Source organism: Lachnobacterium bovis DSM 14045, assembly GCF_900107245.1.
Taxonomy (GTDB): Bacteria; Bacillota; Clostridia; order Lachnospirales; family Lachnospiraceae; genus Roseburia; species Roseburia bovis.
In genome coordinates this window covers 38,181-55,678 of the sequence record NZ_FNPG01000024.1, presented here as the reverse complement: position 1 = coordinate 55,678, position 17,498 = coordinate 38,181, and the positions used below count along the sequence as shown (strand labels likewise).

The window sequence follows — 17,498 nt, the reverse complement described above, 5'->3', positions numbered from 1 at the left end:
TTTATCAAAAATGAAATTTCCGATAAGAGCGACAGACGGGGCTCGAACCCGCGGTCTCGACCTTGGCAAGGTCGCGCGTTACCAACTACGCCACTGTCGCATTTCTTTTTTAATTTGTTGCCCTCATCCGTGGCACATGTAATATAATACAATCTTTGTTTCCTTTTGTCAACAACTTTTTTGAAAAAATTTTTATTTTTTTTATCGAATGTTTATTTTCTTTATATAATGCCAAAACCTAAGGATAAATCGTATGTAATTTATTCATTTCAATAATAAAAGATCTTTATCATAACTTGATTTTTTTAACAATCTATGTGAAAATGTTATTTGAACACGGGAGGGCCTTATGATTATAGTTTCTTGTATTACTCAGACTTATGGGTTACTTTTTAATAATAGGAGAATATCACAAGATCGAGCTATTTTAAAATTAATATATAATCAATTTATCAATTTTAAGAAAGAACATTCAAATATAAAATTTTATATGAATGATTATTCTTATTCTCTATTTTTATTCTATCTGAATAACCTAGAGTCAAATTTAAAGTATTGTGAATACAACATTTTCATAAAATCAATAATAGTATCTGATTCGTTTCTTCTTGAAGCTGAACAATATGATTTTTGTTTTGTAGAAAATAATGATGTTTTGTCTTTTTTTGATAATAATAACGTTACCGGAACTATATTTTATAAATGGGACAAAACATACCCATGTGATTATTATTTATCTTTGCCGATTGATTTTGCGCAAAATTTTGTTTTACAAACAATGACTGAACATATTGGCCATTCTCACTCAACTATACTGGAGGAAATTTATAAAAATGAAAAAAATTCTTAATTTTTTACGTGGCAGATTTGCTGCGCGTCTACTAATATTTGCTGTTGCAGCATGTATTATTGTTTTTTGTACTGTATTTATTAGTAATAAAAGCCATAGAGCTTACCATAATCACAGATACAATACTAGATATAGTAGTTCTAATCGCTACAATAAAGGATATAACTATAACAAATATAAACACTACTCTTCAAGTAGTAGCAGTTCAAAAAAGAAATCATCTTTTTGGGGTGGATTTGGTAAATCATCTTCAAAAAAGAATAAAAGCTATAGTAGTTCTAGCTCTCATAGTTCATCAAGACATAGCTTTTTCAGACATAGATCAAGAAGGCATTGAAGAGCAAACGGAAAATCTGATGGTAATTCAAAATTAAGCAATGCACAACAGGCTGAGATTGCGAAAAATTATAGTGTTACTTTTAACGCATCACAGATACCTGCATATTCAGATTCTCCTTATGTCGCTATAAATGATAACAAACCTTTTTTTGATGATAAATTGCTTACTAAAAATTCTTTTGAATACTATAGTCCATTAGATTCAAAAGGGCGTTGTGGATTTGCCGTTGCTTCTATAGGGCAAGATTTAATGCCTACTGAAAAACGTGGTCCTATTGGAAGTGTTAAGCCTTCTGGATGGCATACTGTTAAATATAATCACGTGGATGGTAAATACTTATATAATAGATGTCATTTGATTGGATATCAGTTAACTGCAGAAAATGCAAACAAACAAAATCTAATTACCGGCACACGATACTTAAATGTTGACGGAATGTTGCCTTTTGAAAACATGGTTGCAGATTATGTTAAAGAAACAAATAATCACATTTTATATCGTGTTACTCCAATATTTAATGGTGATGACCTTGTTGCACAAGGCGTACTTATAGAAGCTAAATCTGTTGAAGATAATGGTAAAGGAATTATGTTTAATGTTTTTTGTTATAACGTTCAACCTAATGTTATAATAGATTATAAGACCGGTGATTCACATTTATCATAGAATATTAAACATTTTATTATTTAAGACTCAAAAAACGACTCAGGAATTGATGATATCACCAATCCTAAGTCGTTTTTTTCTATAAATCAACCAATTTTCTAAATTTAACCTGTTCAAGAGCTGATGCCGCAACAATATAAGTAATCACTGTTACTACAGCCTCAACTAATAATCCTGGTGTCTGAGCTAAACTTCCTGGAATAGTACCTATTACATAAATTCCCGCTATTAAATAACCTGCTACTACATATAAAGACATTAGTATTGCAAACAAATATACTCTAACTGATTTAATCTGAAGTTTCTTTTTACAACATTCTTTTCGTAATAGTATTGCGGCTAAAAATCCCATGCTTCCTTTTATTATCAATGTTGGAATTGCCCATACTGCGTAACCGCTCATAATATCTGCTAACATTGATCCAATTCCACCTGCTAATAAAGCGCCTATAGGATTAACAAACGTCGCTATAACTAAAATAAAACATCCTCCAAGATTATCATATCCTGTTGGTGTAGGCACTTTTAAAAACAAAGTAGCTACCATAACAATAGCTATTGACAAAGCATAAGTACTCAATGATTTAACATTTTTTTCCATAATATTCCTCCTAAAAAAACATTTTAAAATTATTGCTCTTTCATTTGAGCCTGTAATTCTCTATCTACAAACATCATCACAAGTGCAATTCCTAGAAATAATGTACACATACAAATTGATTTTTCCTGAAACATTTTAACGAAAAAATTTCCAATAATAGCACCCATTCCAAATGATGTTATTATTCCAAAATATAATAAACTTTTCTTTAAAAACAGAATCTTCTTAGTTTCAAAATATGAAACCATGTTTTGTGTTGCACTTCTTAAATTACCAATGCACATAGTTGTTGCTGCATTGTTTCCTAAAATCTTTCTAAAACTTTCCACTTGTATTCCGCATGCAAAAGATATCAATGAATTGGCAATAAGATTATATCTTTGTGGGAAAAAACATACTCCAAATAAAATTAACGCTTCAACAAAAACTGAAAACTGTCTCCAATGAAGTGTATTTTTTTCCTTAAATAAAATTCTAAAAATCTCTGCCAAAGCGATTCCAATTGCGAAGGATATTATTGGCAAAAAGTATCTTAATGCCATTCCCCAATCTCCTTCTGACAAATGTACCCCGAACAAAAGAATATTTCCTGTTTGCGCATTTGCGAAAACTCCACCTCTGCATACGAAAGAATATGCATCCATGAAACCACCAGACATTGCAAGAACAACTCCCAATTCGATTGACTCTGACATTTGAATAACATTTTTCACTTTAATTTCTCCTTTGATGTATAATACACAAAAAGAGTATACATCTTTTGTACGATTTTTACAACTAATTAAAACTTATAGACAATTATAAGCTCTACTTTTAATTCATTTTTACTTTATTTAAAAACATTATCCATTTTATAACTATGACCCTATTTTAAAATAATATCTGGTACACATTCTGCCATAGTTTTGTAACCTAAGCCACTTGGATGTAAATGATCACCACTATCCATTCCCTCTGCAAAAGCTTTTGGATTTTTTGAATCCCTTACTGCTTTTTCAAAATCAATACATCCATCAAAACACTCTGCTTTTCTAATCCAATCGTTTAATTCATTTTTCATTTGCTCTCTAAAATCAGCATAAGTTCTCCAGTTTTCAATTGGTAATAATGTTCCAACATAAACTTTATAATTATAGCTTTTAGCTAAATCAATATAATACTTCATACCATCTATCATTTCATCAACTGTTGGTAAATCACTCATTGGACGATATGGGTTTACGTCTGTTCCAACCGGATGAATTATGTCATTTATTCCTTGCTGAATTATTACTGTATCAACACCTTCTGTTGGCACTTCATGAGCAAATCTATTTGTTCCCTTTAATCCATACGACTCATATCTTATACAACTATACTCTCTTAAAATTCGAGAACCACTTGTTGCTCTTCTAATAACTGCTGTATTATTAAAATTATTTTCTTTACATCTAAGTTGCAAATAATCTGGCCAATCCTGAGCAGTAATTGAGTCACCATAGCAAAGTACTGTTCTATTTTCTTTATCTGTTAAAATTGAAATATTACTTAAAAAATAATATAAATTTGTTCCTCTTTTTATATCAATTGAAATATCTCTGTTATGAGTTTGATTTCCAATAGCATAGATTGCGCTGTTAGATAATGGTCCGCTTACATAAACTGTTGAACGCATTTGCGTAAAATCTTTTAAATAGAAATTAACATCAAACTGTGATTTTGCCTCTATCTTACACATTAATGGATCAGATACAATATTCTTTTTTGCAGGAATTGTAACCGACTTACTTCCGTTTTCGAATGTGACATCATAGAATTCTCCATTTACATAAACACTACATTCCGATATTGTTATAGGTTCCGTTCCACAGTAGTTATCAAAAGTCAATTTCATTCCTTCTCCGGAAAATTGTGAATAAATTGGGTATCTAAAAGTAATATTCTTTCCATAACTTTCTGGTCTGTTTTCGCCAATCGATACAGCATTTCCCCAAATACTTGCCCAATGTTTGTCAATTAAATTATTTGATTTATCTACGCTGTTTGTAAAAATATGATTGTTACTGTTTTGTTGCATTTTAAAAATTCCTTTCTATCTTATAGGATTTTATTCCTATAGCTTTCTGTATAAAACATCATTGCACTTTGTTATTTGTACTTTGTAGTGTTTTATAAAATTATACTTTACGTCCTAATTCTATAGAGCCGTAAAACATAAATTGTTGAATGACACCGTTATACGGCGCATATGTATTCAAATCGAACTTATTATTATATTTTTCTTCTAATATTCGCAAAATCCATACATCCTTTGGAAACGAATTAAGTCTATGAAAACCAAATAGCATAATACATGATGCAACTTTTGGACCAACTCCATATAATTCTAACAAACGATTATATAACTGTTCATCCTCTAGATTTTGAAGACTTTTAATTGTTATTTCTTTATGGTAAAACTGCTCTACTATAGATTTTAAATACTTTGTACGGTAACCTAAAGCACATTTATTCCAATCTTCATCCGACATTTTATACATTTGTTCCGGTGTCGGAAAAGCATATATTCTTTTATGGTCATCGATTAATGTTCCTGCACACTCGCAGAGTGTTTCTACAGCTTTTTTTATGGCTGGAATATTCTTCCTTTGAGAAATAACAAATGATACTATCATTTCCCACGGATCCTGACTCAGAATTCTTACACCTTTAGAATATTTAGCTGCCTTATACAAAAAATCATCTTCTTTAGGTATCATACCACGAATTTTCTCATAATTTGTACCTAAATCAAAGTAATTATACCACACCTCTTCAAATTCTTTTTTTGAGCACGAAATCTCATATAACAAAGGATTTGAATTATCTTGTTTTTTTCTAATATATAATATACGACCAAAGGCAATGGTACAAAAAATACCATTGCCTATCTCATTGAACCTAAATACTTCACCACTATTTTCTATTTTTTTTAAGTCAAAATCATCGCTTATCTCTATTTCGTCCTGAAAGATAGCATTTTTATCAGAACTTGCTTTATCTTGAAATAACCTTTTTTTATTTGACTCTGCTTCATTTTGAAATAGTTCTTGCATTTTATCTCCTTTATGCATAATTGAATTCAATATCTTGTTATAATCTCTTAACTTGTAGCTGTTGATTTTCATCACATTTTTTTAGAATATCCTTTATTACAAAATTATACGCTATCAAAACGTATATTCCCGTTGTAATCCATGCAGATGAATCGCAGAAAAATGCCAGTGTCGAATTATGCAAACAAACTGATATTATTCCACAAACTGTTCTTGAAACCAACTCTACTACGCCTCCCATTAATGGTAAAAATGCATAGCCACAACCTTGCATTGTATTTCTATAAATGAAAATATATGACAAAGGCACATAAAATAATGCACTTAATACAATATAAGTCTGCGCTGCTGGAAAAGCATCTGCTACTTCTTTAGCTGTTCTGAAATAAATCATCATTGTTGGTCTTACCAGGACTACTGCTAAAATTCCTGTTACAATAGCCATAACTGTTGACATTATAGTTGCAACTCTTACGCCTTCTCGCAAATGTTTGATATTCCCTTTTCCGTAGTTTTGACCACTATATGTCGCCATTGCCTGTCCCATTGCCGGAAAAGCCTGTGACATCAGACCATGTAATTTGGATGCTGCTGCAAAAGCCGACACCGTTACAACACCAAAATTATTTATTGCTGTCTGCATTACCATTGTACCTGATGCTGTAATTGCGAACTGTATCGCCATTGGTAAGCCGACACCGATTTGTAATTTCGAATCATTTGAATCTAAGAACCATTCATTTTTTTTAGGCCACAACAGTTTTTCATTTTTTATTATATATATCAAACACAAAATTGCAGATATACCTTGTGAACTGACTGTTGCAATAGCAGCACCAGCTACTCCCATATGAAAGTTTTTTATAAAGATTAAATCTAATACAACATTAAGCACCGATGAAAAAATAAGTGCCACTAATGGAATCACACTATTTCCGACGGCTCGTAAAAATGCTGAAAATAAATTATAAAAAACCAACGCTACCAAACCTGCACAAATTATTGTTATATATGTATATGCCTGACCAAATATCTCCTTTGGGGTACGCATCAAAATAAGTATATTTTTCATTGCCAAAATACTCACCAATGTCGTAAGCGCAATTATTATTATTGCCAACAATATAGCATTTGCAACACTTCTTCTTACACCTTTTTCATTTTTGGCTCCATACCTTTGTGACGTTAAAACCGTGCAACCTGTTGTTATTCCTTGCGCAAAACCAATGATTAAAAACATTATAGTACCTGTCGAGCCTACTGCTGCAAGGGCATCATTGCCAACATATCTACTTACAATAATAGAATCTGCTGCATTATAAAGCTGTTGAAAAACATTTCCTAAAAATAATGGTATTCCAAATTTAGCAATTAAACCAAATGGCTTTCCCTGTGTCATATCACGTTCCATAAAACCACCTCATTCTAAATCCATTTTATTTTTCAATTTCCCTTAATATTTCAAAAAGATTATTAATCGCGCTTTCATAAACCTCTTTATCTTTTGCTTTTTTTATTTTTTTCATTTCTTTATGAATTTCTTTGCAATTATCAAATGGTTCTAAGATATAAAACCATAATTCTTTCATCCTGTTTATCGCATCTGAACAAGCTGTATAATCGCTGACATAATCCGCAAATAGTCGAGAGACAAATTCCTTCAATCTATCACAGTCGATATTATTATGAGGTTTATTTTCATAATAATTTTCAAGCATCAATGGATTAGTTAAAATTCCTCGACCAATCATAATGCTATTAACATTATAATCGTTATAATCATTAATTATTTTTATAATGTCATCTGAAGTTTTTATATCACCATTATAACCAATATCCATATTTGCCTTTTCACAAACATTTCTAAATGCGTTAAAATCAGGACTATTTTTATAAAAATCTTTTCTCGTTCTAGGATGTACAATTAATTCATTTAATGGATATTTATTGTAAATTTCTGTTATTCTATCTAAGTCATCAAAATTTTCTATTCCTAGTCTCGTCTTAACTGAAATTGTTAATTTTTCTGAAAGTTCAGTATAGATTTGATCCAAAAAAGAATCAAATTGTTCTAAATCAAGCAACATTCCAGCACCCTTGTGTTTTGAAACAACTGTTCCCGATGGGCAGCCAACATTTAAATTAATTTCATTGTATCCTAGTTTTTTTATTTCTCTTGCATACCAGATAAACTGCTGTGCATTGTTAGTTAACAACTGAGGAACGACATACATTCCCTCGTTAATTTTAGGATCGATTTCTCTTTTTTCACGATTTTTCAACTTAAAAGTCTGATTAGTTGCAATAAAAGGAGTAAAATACTTATCTACTCCTTTGTATAATTCATGAAAATGTCTCCTATAAATATGTCCGGTTATACCTTCCATTGGTGCTAAATAAAACTTCATTTTGTACCTCATATATTCTTTTATAGTAATTTTTTAAACTATATGAATTCTTTTTGCTGCCCTTTACCTTATACAATTCTTGATCAGCTAAATCAAATGCTTCATTTATGTCCATTTTTGATGAAACAATAACTGCACCTATGCTTATCGACACTTTAACTGTGTTATCTTCATAGTTTATATTTGTATCCATTGTATGAACTAAATTCAAAAGCATTTTTTTTATTTTTTCTACATTTCTACCATCAGGAATGTAAAAAATAAATTCATCTCCACCATATCTTGCAAAGATGGCTAAATCACCAAATGTTTTTTTTATTTCATTTGCCAACATTTTTAGTGCTTTATCGCCACCTAGATGACCAAGTGTATCATTTACACTTTTAAAATTATCATAATCTAAAATACCAACAACTGATTGTCTATATTTGCAATTCGAACTAAATTGATCAGCATAAATCTTATTAAAACCTAAACGATTATATACTTTAGTGAGTGTATCAAGCGCAGTTTTTTTAAGGAATTCCTGGCGTTCTTCCATTTCATTTTGAACATTCGATATTTTCCCAATATATAAAATTTTATGAGTTTCTTCATTCTCGATTGGAGATAAAAATATCCTAACCCATGTAACATCTTGATCTCTCATATTGCCAAAATACATACGTTTTTCTTTTTCTTCATTCTGAACCATATGTTTTAATACTTCAATAAACTGATTTAATTTAGCGTTTTTTTCCTCAATATTATTTAATTCAATTTTATTTTTTAAACAACCAAAAAAATCTTTGAATTTCTCGTCAATCGTCAATACTCCATCAGAAACATCATATTCGAAAATATATTCATCCATCATTTCTGCTAAAAGAGCATATCTTTTGGCATAAAATTCTTGCTTATGTAAATATTTTTGTTTTTCGTATCCGCTAAACCAGATTTCTACTAAAACAATAAGATATACAAACAAAATTCCTATTATAAAATGTACAGGATACTGTTTTAAAAGCATTTTTAAAGTTACTTTAGTTATCTCATTTTCGTTTGCCTCTACCAGATATGAAGCAAGTGAATTATCTGAAATATCATATAAGCATTTATTAAAAACCGATATCATTCTTGCGTCTTCATCACTTCTAAATGCAATTCTTAGGGAATTCTTAGATGAAGTAGCAACTACTTCTAAATTATCAAATTGATCGTTTTTTATATAATAATTGGCTAAGTAATAATTAGTAATCGTGTATTGCGATAAGCCCATATCAACTGACTTCATCGCACTTTCAACAGAAGTGCATTTATATTTTTTGTCTACTCCACGATAATAATCACATGATGAATTCTCAACAATCGCTGCTTTTGCCTTTGCAAGATTCAGTTTTTTAATATTATCACTCATTTTATTTCTAATAACAACATTATTATACTCAATATATGGCTTAGTCATCTGATACTTTTCCTTATTTTCCTCAGTATCTTCTAGTCCCATAATTAAATCAATCTGATTATTATCAAGCGCCTTTGTCATTTTCATTTCATCATCAAAAATAACAAATTTACATTTAACTTTAATTTTCTTAAATATATCATCTGCAACCAGTTTTGACATCCCTTTGATTTTGTTTTTCTCAATGTACGAAAAAGGCGGGCTTTCCCTTAAAAGTCCAACCTTTATAATTGGACGTTTTTTTAGAAACTTCTTCTCTTCATACGTCAAATCTAAGGAGTGCTGCGTAATATTGTCTGATTGAAATGAAAAAATGCTTTTTCCAGAATTTTTTTTCATATCTTCTGTTCTTGATTTTTCCCAACGCCTGTTCCAATCATTATAAATATCATATAATTTTTCAGATGATAACCCTACCGCAGACTCAATTATACGTTTTTGCTCCATACCGCTATACATATTGAGTCGTTTTTCTAGTATATTAAACTGTTGTTGCAAATTATCTGATACTGTACTATTTTGTAAAATATGCAAATTCTTTATTGCTTTATAAATCTCAGGAATTTCACGTCCTTTTACAATGGAAATACATTGCATATCTGAATTATAATTTGATTCATCAAGAAAGTATTCTACAAATTCCTTTGCTAATTCAGGATACTTAGTATTTCTACTAATTCCTATACAATAATCAGCAATTATTGAGGCATATTGTTGCTTATTTATTTTGTTAGGAAACGGCATATATCCTATATCATTTGGATTCGTTGAAACATCTTGAACTGTAGAAACAGCCCACGAACCAACTGCCATACAGCCAAGATTACCATTGCCCAAATCCCTTATAGCCTGATTCCAACTGTAATCTTTGATTGAATCTTCACAATAATTATTTTTTATAAGATTATAATAAAAACTATATACCTTCTCATGCGTGGAACCTATTCCAAAAGGATTAATGATATTGGTAAAATCTTTATTTCGGTATTTTTCATCACCTGTCATCTCAATAAATGAAAAATACTCCCAAATATTTAGCCCCCATATAGATGAATAACCACTATAAAAAGGTATTTTACCTGTGTTATTTTTAATATACGACATATCTTTTAAAAAGTCTTTTATCGAAGTAGGCAATTTAGTAATACCTGCTTTTTCAAAAACTTTTTTATTATAAACGAATCCAGCCAAATACATACTTGATGGTAGGCCATAAACATCATCATTAATTTTTACCGCTTGATCTAAATAATTATATTTATCCTCTAATTTCGACTGTCTCCCTATTTTCATAAAAAAATGTTGTATATCATTCAAAGAAAGACCCTCTGGAATAAACATAACATCCGGTGCCGTATTATTATAAATTTCATCCCTTAATTTATTACTATAATCATCGAGACAATTTACTTCAACCTCTACATCTGGATGCTGTCTTTCGAAACCTTTTACATATTCTTTCATAAAATCAACAGATTTATGCGTTGTAAACCTAATTACCTTCTTAGAAGATTCAGCATGTATAGCTGTTGGTATTTTTACTATTAAAATAGTTTCTAACAATAACAGTATTGCAAAACCTATTAAAAATAGTTTTTTTAAGTTTATTTTTTTAAAATATACTAGCTCCATTATACCCCCATCCTTGGTCTGCGACAGCTAATAACTTACTCTAAAACAACTCTTTCACTTCAATTCTTTTTAATATAATTCTTCTTCCATTGTTGAAGCCATTAAATTTCTATAACTTCTTTTAAGTTTTTCATTATCAACAGTGAGCGCATTAATCTTTTCTTGTAACTCTTTGATAATTCTATTAAATTCATTTTCCTGTCCCTGATGCTTCTCAATAGAATCACTCGAAGCTGTTTTAGCAGCATTTAACTCAAGTTTTACGTTTTCAAGTTGGCTTAATGCTTCATTTCCCTTAGCAACAGCTGTTTCATTTTCTTTTCTCAAATTATGTAGTTCTTCTTCTAATTCCATAATTCTTAAATCACTATCATCTTTTGCATCACTTATAGCTTTAACTTCTTTTGAAGCATCAGCTAACTTTTGAGTAGTTTCATTTAATCTATTTTGAGTTAACTCAAGCGTTTGCTCTAACTGGCGATTTTTATCATTATATGCTTTATTTTTATCCTCGCAATTTTTTACAAGTTCTTCTAACTCAAGAATTTTAAAATCGCTGTTATCTTTTTCATCTTGAAGTTTTTTATATTTTTCTTGCTCTTGTTTGATAGCAAGATCCTTATTGTTAGAAAGCTCGTTTAATGCTCTTACATCATTATTTGAAACTCTTAAGCTTTCTTTTAATTGATTTAGTTCATGCTCTAAGTCGTCTTTTTTAGTTTTTGTATCTTCTAAACGCCCCATAGTTTTCTCTAAATCACTCTTTATTTTATCAGAATTAACTTGAACAGCTTTTTTCTCATCCTGCAACGCATTATAATATTTTTTTGCCTGTTCTAATCTGTTTGCAAGTTCATTGACTGTATCATTTAGTCTGGTATTTTCATTAGTAACGCTATCTTTTTGAGCTGCAAGCTGTTTATACTGCATATCTTTTTCTTTTAAGTTTTGCTCTAATGATTTAACGTTTTCATCACTATCAGATACCTGTGACATTAAAACTTTCTTAGTGTTTTCCAGTTCTTGATATTCTTTTTGAGCATTAGTTAAATCTCTCTTTACAGCAATTAATTCTTTACTTACTTCATCATATCTTTTCTCTGCTAAATTGGCTGCAGTTTTAGCATCTTTTGATGAATTTTCAAGTTTATTTACTCTGATTTCGAGATTATCCTTAAGTGCTCTTACTTCGCTAAATTCACGATTTAATGCAGCCAAAGAGTTCTTTGTTGAGTTAAGCTCTTTTTCACTAGACATAACACGATCCTTCATGAATGCAAGTTCTTTACCTTTTTCATTTAACTCATTTTTAACAATTTTAATTTTGCCACTCTCTCTTCTAGCTTCATCTTTTGCTTCATCTAACGCAACAGTTAACTCATTTATAGTTTTTTCCTGCGATTCAGTTGTAACTTTTGAACTTCTAAGTTTTGTTTCAGCCGCACTAAGTTGTTCTTTAACACTATTTAACTCTAGCGATGTTGCACTTGATTCTTCTATCAATGTCTCATAATTTTTTGATAAATTATTTCTTTCAACAACAACTGTCTGATGTTTTTCTTTTAAATCTTTTAATTCTTCCTGTAAAAGTAAAACATGATAATCACTATCATCTTTATAGTTTTTTATATCTGAAAGTTCTGCACTAGCTTTATCAAAATCAATTTTAATAGTTTCTAAATTTTTGCTAAGCGTAGAAACTTTTTGTTCTAAATCTGCCTTTGTTTTATTGTATGTTTCTGATAGTGAACGATAATCCTCTTTTATGGATTTAAGCTCATTTACTGCTTGATTTAAGCTCTCTTTAGTTGTATTTAATTCTGTCTTGTTAGCATTATTTTGCAATGTAATGCTCTCTAATTCCTGATTACTATCTTTTAAACTGTTTATTGTTGATAAAAGTTCATCAGTTTTAGCTTTTAAATCAATCTCCGCATCATGAAGTTTTGCCTTAACATTTGCAAGATTCTGCTCTAATTCTTTAATTTTTTCAATCTTTTGTTCTTCTGACAAAGATTTTTTTTGTAAAGAATCTTCTGTTGCTTTAAGAGTTTTATTTGAGACTTCTAAATCATGTTTAACTCCAGATAACTCATTATGCAATGCTTCTATATTCTCTTTAGCTCTTTGTATTTCACCTTTTAAAGTCAAAATATCAGCTTTATTCTTTTCTAATTCCTTATCATTATTAACTAATTTAGCATTGCTATCATACAATTCTTTACTTTTTTTAGATAATTCTTCCTGCAAAGAATGAATCTGTTGAGATTTCCTAGTATTTTCCTGCTTACTTTGTTCTATTTGATCTTCAAGAATTCTTTTATCTTTTACAACTTCCTTAGATTTTTGGTTGGACTCATCTAATTTTTTATGGTAGTCCTTTACCTCTTCTGTCATTATTTTTAATTTTTCAAGAGTTTCCTGTAATCTGACTTTTGTAACATCAAGTTGTTCGCTCGTACTTAATTCCTTATCCTTTGACTCTTTATAATTCTCTTTAACAAGTCCAAGCTGACCTTCAAGATTTGCAACCATTTCTTCTAGTTTTTTCTTTTCGATAGTTGCTGCACTTGCACTAGATTCCTTGTCTTTAACTCTATCTTCTAAATCTGTAATTTTAGTATATGCTTTAAACAAATCATCCACTATATTAATTTGAAGCATCACATTTTTTGCATCAGTTGGCAACTGCCAATATGCTGAACTTCCATCTATTTCTGCTAATTTTTTATTTAAATATGTGGCTACTTCCTGCATATATTCCGCACTCTCAGAGCCACAAAGATTATATTTTTTTCCACCAACTGTTATTTCTGTATTAATACTTTTATCTGCCACAATAAAATTCCTCCAATATTACTTATGCCTTAAAAATATAAAAGCACTCAAGTTACATTATAGCAAGTTTCCAGATAGAAAAACACCCTTATTTATTTTTTTTCATAAAATGAACACAAAAAAGAAAGGCCAGCATAAGCCAACCTTTCTAAAAAAGAGGAAGTCAAAGAATTTACTTCTTGTACCCGTTATTAATTATTATTCTCCACTCTATCATTTTGCGCGATATTGCAACGATTTCCTTCATAACGACAAACACTCTCCGATTTGCAGTTATTCAAATTGCTCCTAAAATCTGACCATTTGCAACACCAACACTCCTTCATCGGAACTAAAGTTCCATGTTCAGGCTCCCAGTGTTCGCAAAAATCACCTTCACTAACTATTTTATACCCCTCATTATTATAGCCTACGATTTTTGCCATCCAGCTGTTAACCTCACTTTTTTTATTACTGGCGATTGCACATCCATAACTGCTGCTGAAACTGACTTCCCTTTTGATATGCAACCTGTTTTCCCAAGTGATTGGGCAACGAAACAGTTCTCCTCGTCGCTCCAATTCACTATAATGCTATACCCTTTCTTTCTCATTTAGACTCTCCTTTCTAGCACCCTGCACAAAATTTTCGTCTCTCCCCAGTGACATTATTTTGTACATATCTCTTAACAAGATATATTTCCTTCTTGTCCTGAGCCAATTTAAAGAAAAAACTCCTAAAAAAGCCTCGATATACAGTCCTACTCCCCTGAAAAAAGCACCCCTTACTTTTTCGACCGTATATTAATTTCGAAATGAAACCCCCATTTCGCTTCGAAATTTAATAACCAAGAATTTGTTATCTGTAATTAATATATCATAGTTAATGAATTATTAATTTTTTTGTCGTTAAACTGATTGTTTTTGTCGTTAAACTGATTGTTTCGATTTTTTTAGAGTTGTCATCCTTTTTTGTTATTATTCTATTTCATTTTCATAAAAAATATAAAAATGACGTTTATTTTTTTTTTTACACTAAGCAAATAATCGTTTCTAGTCTTTACATGATTTAAGTGGCATTACAAGTTCTGTATAAAATGAGTTTTTTGTTTTTATAACGTCATACTTTCCGTTATATTTTATAAAATATTTATAAATTTTTTGAAGGATTTCATAATTATCAAATGGAATTATCCCGTTTTTATACAAATATTTCAGTTTACCCTCATTGGAAACTATATTTTTTATAAAATCTTCTCCATCTCTATAGGCTTCTAACTTTCCTTTTTTATTAACGCAAAAATTAACACTTGAAAAAGGATGATTTGATCCAAGTTTAAATTTAATACCGACTTTTCTAATTTTGATATAGTTTTTGTCTATTTTAATATCTAACCAAACTTTGAGAGAATCCAATCCATCTATTACTTCATTTAAACCATGGTTACAATTTGATCCTTTTTTAAAAGTGGAGTTTTCCTCGCTCTCTAGTCCACTTTTATTATCACTTAGATACTTTATTTCATTTTCAAGCATTTCAAATGAAATAGAAAGAAACTCGATTAATTTATTAATATTACAACGTTTTTCTATATTTTTAATTGTTTCACATTTTATATTAATTTTATTGCATAAACCTTTTAATCTATATAAATAGCTTTCTATAATAAAATTAACATATTCGTTATCAGCATATTTTTCAACTAATGAAATATCAGTTTTTTTCTCGTTATATATCTCGCACAAAAAATTATACGCAACATCGATCTCATCATTTTGAATATAATTTTCAACAGTATTCATAAAACGCTTCATCTTCTGCTCATATATTTCGTTGAATTTTCTGAGAAAATTATAGTCGACACTATACTCTTCTATGTTTTCTTCAACGTGTTTTTTTATAAATTCTGATTCTTTTTTTATTCTTATTTTTTCCATATAATATTTGGTAAAATTATTTTCAATAATAGTAGCAAGGATCTGAATAAAAATATATAAAGACGGATACGCGCCTGCTATGTTATTTTGTCCAATATATATTTTACATAGCATAAAAGCAATAGACATAATCAGGCCACTACTACTAGCAATTAATCCATATAAAATACCTGAAATATGAATTGAAACATAGGGAATAACCAGAACCCAAATCCAAAAAGAACTTATACTTATGTTACCAAAAGATTTTTTTATAAAAAAATAAACAAAAATTATACAACATAATATATAAGACAATATAATCGTTAGAACAATATGATTTTTTCTTTTTTTGTAGAAATAAATAAATACTAACAATACAAGGAAAAGAGCTGTATTTGTCAAGGCTGAAACAATATCATCCTGAAGCAAATTAAGAAAAATAAAAAAGAAACAAAATAAATCAATCAAGCTCAAAAAAACTAATGCTTTTTCTATTCTCTTTTCTCTTACAAAAGATTCTTTTTCTAATTCTCTTAATTGTTTAATACTATACAACATTCTTATTTTTCCTCATAATATTATAAAATTGTTTACATAGAGTACTTAACAAATTTTTCTCCTACTATTCTATATGCGCCACGAGGCATAGGAAAAACTTTATCATCTTCCATTACTATTTCTTTTTTAGAAATTTTTAAGATGTATTTTAAGTTAATTATCATTTTACCATTTGGCACATAAAAATATTCTTCGTTAAGTTCATCTACTATCGCCTGCATCGTTGTTCTAATCAAATGGGTACCATTTTTTTCAGTAATTCTCTTGTAATGATCTTCTGAAGTAATATACATGATATCATCTACCGGAATCTTAACCATCATGCCCGATTCCTTAATGACTAAATAATGCATTTCATTCGACTCAAAAATACGTTTTATTGCATCGTAGAATTCGCTTTTTAAAATTGGTTTTTCAAGGTAATGGATTGCATTCAAATGAAATGCTTCTTTATAAAATCCATCTGATGACGTTGCAAAAATAATAGCTCCGTTCTCATCTTTTTTACGAATCATTTTTGCTAATTCAATACCATTAATCTCATCTATATAAATATCTAAAACATAAACATCATATGCCTTTTTTTCCATAGCATCTAGCAGATCTAAAGATGATTTAAAGACATCAATCTCCCAATCTATGCCTGAATTGTCATTCTTATAAGAAGATAATAAAGACATTGTTTCTTTTATAGATTTTTCTTCATCATCGCAAATAGCTATATTGTACATTATAATATCCTCACCTATATCTTTTCCTTTAAATTAATTAAACTAAATAGAAATTTTCAAAACCATTTAGACTCCACGTACTATATTAGCACAAAATTTCACTTTATGTTAAAAAAAAGTAAGGATTTTTCTTGCCAATTGAGGCAATTTATCCAATAAGATTAATGCATAAAACCGTCACGCAACACATTGTTGCTACAACAAACAGGTTTTCTGTTATATAGCTTAGAATCACACCTATAATCAGTGCCGCAACACCAGCAAATTTGTTGTCTGTAGCATATATTATTGCCGGAAATGTCATGACAGCAAGTGTAACATATGGCACATAATGCAAAAATGATTTAATAAATTTATTCTTTATATTATGTCTAAATACTAGCATTGGTATACATCTAACAGAATAGATTGTTGCTATCATAATTAAAATTGGTACTAACTTACTCATCTTATTCTCC

15 protein-coding genes, 1 tRNA gene and 1 pseudogene are annotated in these 17,498 nt (G+C 29.7%); 3 read left to right on the top strand and 14 right to left on the bottom strand.

What is annotated here, in order from left to right; genetic code table 11:
• Positions 1-27: 27 nt before the first annotated feature.
• Positions 28-100 (bottom strand) — tRNA-Gly (locus tag BLV79_RS09730).
• A 249-nt stretch (positions 101-349) separates the two neighbouring features.
• On the opposite strand from BLV79_RS09730, the gene BLV79_RS09725 reads away from it, so the two are divergent.
• The 3 genes and pseudogenes from BLV79_RS09725 to BLV79_RS09715 form a co-directional block, all read left to right on the top strand.
• The gene (locus BLV79_RS09725) at positions 350-850 is read left to right on the top strand and encodes a hypothetical protein (RefSeq protein WP_074718521.1); all 501 of its coding nucleotides are present in this window, start codon (positions 350-352) and stop codon (positions 848-850) included.
• Between the two features lie 44 nt (positions 851-894).
• Positions 895-1,224, top strand: coding sequence for a hypothetical protein (locus BLV79_RS09720; RefSeq protein ID WP_074718519.1), 330 nt, complete (start codon positions 895-897; stop codon positions 1,222-1,224).
• Positions 1,225-1,283: 59 nt separating this feature from the next.
• Positions 1,284-1,847 (top strand): annotated as a pseudogene (locus BLV79_RS09715) (DNA/RNA non-specific endonuclease); the annotation flags it as partial.
• 88 nt (positions 1,848-1,935) lie between these two features.
• On the opposite strand, the gene BLV79_RS09710 reads toward BLV79_RS09715, so the two are convergent.
• From BLV79_RS09710 to BLV79_RS09650, 13 genes are all read right to left on the bottom strand, one after another.
• Positions 1,936-2,457, bottom strand: a complete 522-nt coding sequence (locus BLV79_RS09710) for an ECF transporter S component (protein ID WP_074718515.1) — start codon at positions 2,455-2,457, stop codon at positions 1,936-1,938.
• 29 nt (positions 2,458-2,486) lie between these two features.
• The gene (locus BLV79_RS09705) at positions 2,487-3,170 is read right to left on the bottom strand and encodes a YoaK family protein (protein WP_242871459.1); all 684 of its coding nucleotides are present in this window, start codon (positions 3,168-3,170) and stop codon (positions 2,487-2,489) included.
• 152 nt (positions 3,171-3,322) lie between these two features.
• Positions 3,323-4,513: a GDSL-type esterase/lipase family protein gene (locus BLV79_RS09700; protein ID WP_074718513.1), complete on the bottom strand. Its 1,191-nt coding sequence runs from the start codon at positions 4,511-4,513 to the stop codon at positions 3,323-3,325.
• Positions 4,514-4,613: 100 nt separating this feature from the next.
• Positions 4,614-5,531 (bottom strand): DNA-3-methyladenine glycosylase family protein, encoded by a 918-nt coding sequence (locus tag BLV79_RS09695; RefSeq protein ID WP_159429347.1) that lies wholly within the window; start codon positions 5,529-5,531, stop codon positions 4,614-4,616.
• A gap of 37 nt (positions 5,532-5,568) precedes the next feature.
• On the bottom strand, positions 5,569-6,942 hold the full coding sequence (locus tag BLV79_RS09690) for an MATE family efflux transporter (protein WP_074718511.1): 1,374 nt from the start codon (positions 6,940-6,942) through the stop codon (positions 5,569-5,571).
• Between the two features lie 25 nt (positions 6,943-6,967).
• Positions 6,968-7,939: a tRNA dihydrouridine synthase gene (locus tag BLV79_RS09685; RefSeq protein ID WP_074718509.1), complete on the bottom strand. Its 972-nt coding sequence runs from the start codon at positions 7,937-7,939 to the stop codon at positions 6,968-6,970.
• Positions 7,890-11,015, bottom strand: coding sequence for a GGDEF domain-containing protein (locus tag BLV79_RS09680; RefSeq protein ID WP_074718507.1), 3,126 nt, complete (start codon positions 11,013-11,015; stop codon positions 7,890-7,892). The genes BLV79_RS09685 and BLV79_RS09680 overlap by 50 nt, the downstream gene beginning before the upstream one ends.
• Before the next feature lie 69 nt (positions 11,016-11,084).
• Positions 11,085-13,853, bottom strand: a complete 2,769-nt coding sequence (zapA, locus tag BLV79_RS09675; protein WP_074718505.1) for a cell division protein ZapA — start codon at positions 13,851-13,853, stop codon at positions 11,085-11,087.
• Between the two features lie 191 nt (positions 13,854-14,044).
• Positions 14,045-14,278, bottom strand: a complete 234-nt coding sequence (locus BLV79_RS09670; protein ID WP_074718503.1) for a hypothetical protein — start codon at positions 14,276-14,278, stop codon at positions 14,045-14,047.
• Positions 14,263-14,445 carry a hypothetical protein gene (locus BLV79_RS09665; RefSeq protein ID WP_074718501.1) on the bottom strand — a complete coding sequence of 61 codons (183 nt, stop codon included), beginning with the start codon at positions 14,443-14,445 and terminating at the stop codon, positions 14,263-14,265. The genes BLV79_RS09670 and BLV79_RS09665 overlap by 16 nt, the downstream gene beginning before the upstream one ends.
• Positions 14,446-14,884: 439 nt before the next feature.
• Positions 14,885-16,309: an energy-coupling factor transporter transmembrane component T family protein gene (locus tag BLV79_RS09660; protein ID WP_074718499.1), complete on the bottom strand. Its 1,425-nt coding sequence runs from the start codon at positions 16,307-16,309 to the stop codon at positions 14,885-14,887.
• A 32-nt stretch (positions 16,310-16,341) separates the two neighbouring features.
• A complete protein-coding gene (locus BLV79_RS09655) occupies positions 16,342-17,040 on the bottom strand; it encodes a LytR/AlgR family response regulator transcription factor (protein ID WP_074718497.1) in 699 nt (232 codons plus the stop codon).
• A 148-nt stretch (positions 17,041-17,188) separates the two neighbouring features.
• Positions 17,189-17,488 carry an AzlD domain-containing protein gene (locus BLV79_RS09650; RefSeq protein WP_074718495.1) on the bottom strand — a complete coding sequence of 100 codons (300 nt, stop codon included), beginning with the start codon at positions 17,486-17,488 and terminating at the stop codon, positions 17,189-17,191.
• Between the last annotated feature and the right edge of the window lie 10 nt (positions 17,489-17,498).

Excerpts from the sequence above, each read along its gene's own strand:
- BLV79_RS09680 (WP_074718507.1), bottom strand. The coding sequence starts at position 11,015 with ATGGAGCTAGTATATTTTAAAAAAATAAACTTAAAAAAACTATTTTTA.
- BLV79_RS09670 (WP_074718503.1), bottom strand. The coding sequence starts at position 14,278 with ATGGCAAAAATCGTAGGCTATAATAATGAGGGGTATAAAATAGTTAGT.
- BLV79_RS09695 (WP_159429347.1), bottom strand. The coding sequence starts at position 5,531 with ATGCAAGAACTATTTCAAAATGAAGCAGAGTCAAATAAAAAAAGGTTA.
- BLV79_RS09655 (WP_074718497.1), bottom strand. The coding sequence starts at position 17,040 with ATGTACAATATAGCTATTTGCGATGATGAAGAAAAATCTATAAAAGAA.
- BLV79_RS09650 (WP_074718495.1), bottom strand. The coding sequence starts at position 17,488 with ATGAGTAAGTTAGTACCAATTTTAATTATGATAGCAACAATCTATTCT.
- BLV79_RS09710 (WP_074718515.1), bottom strand. The coding sequence starts at position 2,457 with ATGGAAAAAAATGTTAAATCATTGAGTACTTATGCTTTGTCAATAGCT.
- BLV79_RS09690 (WP_074718511.1), bottom strand. The coding sequence starts at position 6,942 with ATGGAACGTGATATGACACAGGGAAAGCCATTTGGTTTAATTGCTAAA.
- BLV79_RS09685 (WP_074718509.1), bottom strand. The coding sequence starts at position 7,939 with ATGAAGTTTTATTTAGCACCAATGGAAGGTATAACCGGACATATTTAT.
- BLV79_RS09700 (WP_074718513.1), bottom strand. The coding sequence starts at position 4,513 with ATGCAACAAAACAGTAACAATCATATTTTTACAAACAGCGTAGATAAA.
- BLV79_RS09665 (WP_074718501.1), bottom strand. The coding sequence starts at position 14,445 with ATGAGAAAGAAAGGGTATAGCATTATAGTGAATTGGAGCGACGAGGAG.
- BLV79_RS09660 (WP_074718499.1), bottom strand. The coding sequence starts at position 16,309 with ATGTTGTATAGTATTAAACAATTAAGAGAATTAGAAAAAGAATCTTTT.
- BLV79_RS09725 (WP_074718521.1), top strand. The coding sequence starts at position 350 with ATGATTATAGTTTCTTGTATTACTCAGACTTATGGGTTACTTTTTAAT.